This window comes from Saccharomonospora halophila 8 (genome assembly GCF_000383775.1).
GTDB classification, from domain to species: domain Bacteria; phylum Actinomycetota; class Actinomycetes; order Mycobacteriales; family Pseudonocardiaceae; genus Saccharomonospora; species Saccharomonospora halophila.
The window spans coordinates 5129-8375 of record NZ_KB912587.1; the positions used below are offsets into that span (position 1 = coordinate 5129).

A 3247-nucleotide genomic window follows, 5' to 3' on the forward strand; every position below is an offset into this window, starting at 1 on the left:
AGGTGCACGGTCGCGCCCGCGCGGAGGCCGACGCCGCCGCCCGCCGGTTCACCGACCTCTGCACCGCCGTCCCGGTGGGGATCGTGCTGGGCGCCGCGGACGGCACGATCCGGGCGGTCAACCCCGCGCTGACGGACCTGCTCGGATTCCGCAAGGACGACCTGGTGGGCAAACCGTTGTCCCACCTGGCCGCCACCGGCCCCGACGCGGCCATCTTGACGTCCGCCGTGGACGATCAACTCAGCTTGCCCGCGCGCAGGCCCCGGCAGGAACGCCTCGGGATCACCCACGGACGCGACGGCACGCTGCGCGCACGGGTGACCGTCGGCACGCTCGCGGACGACACCGACGGCGGCCCGAGCCCGGTGCTGGTGATCGAGGACGTCGCGGAGCTCGACCTGCTCGGCGAGCAGCTCCGCAAGCAGAACACGCAGGACCCGCTCACCGGCCTGCCCAACGCGTACCACTTCGACAACCGGGTCGACGCCGCCCTCGGCAGCGGCGGCGGACGCCTCGCGCTGATCTACCTGGACATCGACGGCTTCAAGGTGATCAACGACGGACTCGGGCCGGGCGCGGGCGACACGGTGCTCCAGCACGTCGCCCGCACGCTGAAGGAGCAGTTCGTGCCCCACGACGCGGTCGTCGCCCGCATGTCCGGGGACGGTTTCGCCGTGCTGATGCGGGGCGCGTTCGCGAAGCCGGACGTGATCGACCTCGTCGAGGAGGCGGCCACCGCGCTCGCCGAGCCGGTGTGGGTCGAGGGCACGGGTGTCGGTGTGAACGTCAGCGTCGGAATCGTGGTCACCGATCCGGACGGCCGCACCGGGGAGGAGCTGCGCCGCGCCGCCGAGATCACCCTGCACCGCGCCAAGGAGAACGGCAAGGCGCAGTGGATGCTGTTCGAGAACGACCTCCACGAGCGGGACCGCCGCCGCTACGCACTGGGTGCGGCCGTGGGTGGTGCGCTGGAGAACGGCGAGTTCGGTGTGGACTACGAGCCGACCGTCACCCTCGACGGACGCGACCGGGTGGCCGTGGTCAACGCCGTACTGCGGTGGGACCATCCCGAGCACGGCGCGCTCGGGCCCTCGGCGTTCTGCCCGCTGACGGACACCACGGGCATGACCACCGCGCTGGGCCACCATCTGCTCGACACGTCGGTCACCGACTCCGCCGCCTGGCACACGGAGTTCCCCGAGACCGCACCGGACCTGTGTGTCCGGCTGCCGACCCGGTTCGCGATCGACCCGAACCTCGTCGGCATGGTCCGGGACGGGCTGAACCGGACCGGTCTGCCCGCGCACAAGCTGCGGATCTGCACCGACAGCGTCGCCCTGTCCGACCCACGCGGCGAGGCGCTGGAGACCCTGTCGGTCCTGTCCGATCTCGACGTCAAGATCACTCTCGCGGTGACCGGGGCCGCCGACCTCGACCTCGTCCGGACTCACCACCTCCCGGTCGGCTTCGTCGTGCTGACCGGGCACCTGATCGAGGCACTCGGCGAGGACGACGAGGCCGCGACCCGGGCGCACGAGCACCTGCGCACCCTGGTGGAACAGGCGCGGGAACTCGGCATCCACCGGATCGGTGCCGAGGGGGTGCACACCGGCGATCAGGCCGCGCGGCTGCGCGAGCTGGGGGTCGTCGCCGGGCGCGGCAAGCTGTTCGGTGAGGCCGTCACCGCCGACGGGGTGCGGGACCTGCTCGCGGGCGGACCCCGCGATGCGCGATCATGAACGGATGAAGCAGGGAGAGCACGCACCGGACTTCACGCTGCCGGACGAGAACGGCGACCCCCGCAGCCTGACCGGGTTCCTCGCGACAGGGCCCGTGGTGCTGTTCTTCTACCCGGCGGCCCTGACTCCGGGTTGCACGGCCGAGACCTGCCACTTCCGGGACCTGGCCACGGAGTTCGCCGAGGTCGGTGCTCAGCGGGTCGGGATCAGCGCCGACCCCGTCGACACCCAGCACGAGTTCGCGCGGACCCACGGGGTCGACTTCCCGCTGCTGTCGGACCCGGACGGCGAGGTCGCGTCCGTGTTCGGGGTGCGCCGCCCCCTGGGCGGGCCGTTGCGGACGCGGCGGCACACGTTCGTCCTCGACACCGACCACAGGGTGCTCGCGGTGATCCGCAGCGAGCTCCGGATGGCGGTCCACGCCGACCGGGCACTGGAGGTCCTCCGGACCCGGACCGCCCGCTGAGGAGCGCCCCGGGGCACACGCACCCCGGAGCGCTCCGTGGTGTTCACTCGCTGAGCGCGCTGTCCGGGATCGCCGTGTCCGTGCGCAGCGCGTCGAAGAGGGCCTCGGCTCTGCTCTCGTCCCAGTTCTCGGCCGAGGGCGAGGTGACCGGCACGGTGGTGGTGACCACGCCGTCGCCGCCGATGCCGCGCATCGCCCACGCCAGGGCGAGAAGATTGTGCACGTGGTCGTCGTCGTCCATGATCAGCGCGTCCGCCCCGCTCCCGATCAACGGGACCACGGCGAACGGATTGAGCAGGGTCGCGGGACTGGCGATCTCCCCGGCCAACGCGCCGATGAACTTCCGCTGGTTGGCGACCCGGTCCAGGTCCGAACGCGGGGTGGCGGGGCTGTAGCGCATCCGCACGAAACCGAGCGCCCGGACCCCGTCGAGGGTCTGCCGTCCCGCGGGGATCGTGATCCCGGTCTTGGGGTCGTGCATCTTCTCCGGGATGTCCATCTCGACCCCGCCCACCGCGTCGACGACGCTCGCGAAACCACCGAACCCGATCTCGGCGTAGTGGTCGATCCGTAGCCCGGTGGCCTGTTCCACCGTCCGCGCCAACAGGGAGGGGCCCCCGAACGCGAAGGCCGCGTTGATCTTGTTGACGCCGTGGCCGGGGATCGGGACCCGCGAATCCCTCGGCAGGCTGAGCAGTGTCGCCGGGGTGTCGTTGTCCGGCAGGTGCGCGATCATGATGGTGTCGGTCCGGTCGCCCCCCGCGTCCCCGGTGGACAACTCCGCGCGCTGGTCGGCGTCGAGCCCCTCCCGGGAGTCCGAACCGACGATCAGCCAGTTGGTGCCCTCCCCCGCGGCCGGCCTGCCGTCGTAGTCGCCGGGCAGCGCGTCCTCACGGGCGATGGAGAACTCGAGGTAGGCCCACGTCCCCGCCACCGACAGGACCAGCACCAGCAGCAGGCTCAGCGCCACCCGCCCGAACGACCGGCGTCGGCGCGGTGGCCGCCGCGGGGTACGCCCCGGCGGCGGTCCCTGCCGCGGAGG

General features: G+C 72.3%; 3 protein-coding genes. 2 read left to right on the forward strand and 1 reads right to left on the reverse strand.

The annotated features are described in order from the left end of the window. Positions 1 to 2: 2 nt before the first annotated feature. Complete coding sequence (locus SACHA_RS23245; RefSeq protein WP_019812427.1) at positions 3 to 1739, forward strand: diguanylate cyclase domain-containing protein; 1737 nt, start codon at positions 3 to 5, stop codon at positions 1737 to 1739. Positions 1740 to 1743: 4 nt separating this feature from the next. Beyond that, positions 1744 to 2205 carry a peroxiredoxin gene (locus SACHA_RS0119380; RefSeq protein ID WP_019812430.1) on the forward strand — a complete coding sequence of 154 codons (462 nt, stop codon included), beginning with the start codon at positions 1744 to 1746 and terminating at the stop codon, positions 2203 to 2205. Positions 2206 to 2248: 43 nt separating this feature from the next. On the opposite strand, the gene SACHA_RS0119385 is transcribed toward SACHA_RS0119380, so the two are convergent. Then, on the reverse strand, positions 2249 to 3247 hold a 999-nt coding region (locus SACHA_RS0119385), incomplete at its 5' end, for an LCP family protein (protein WP_232211929.1).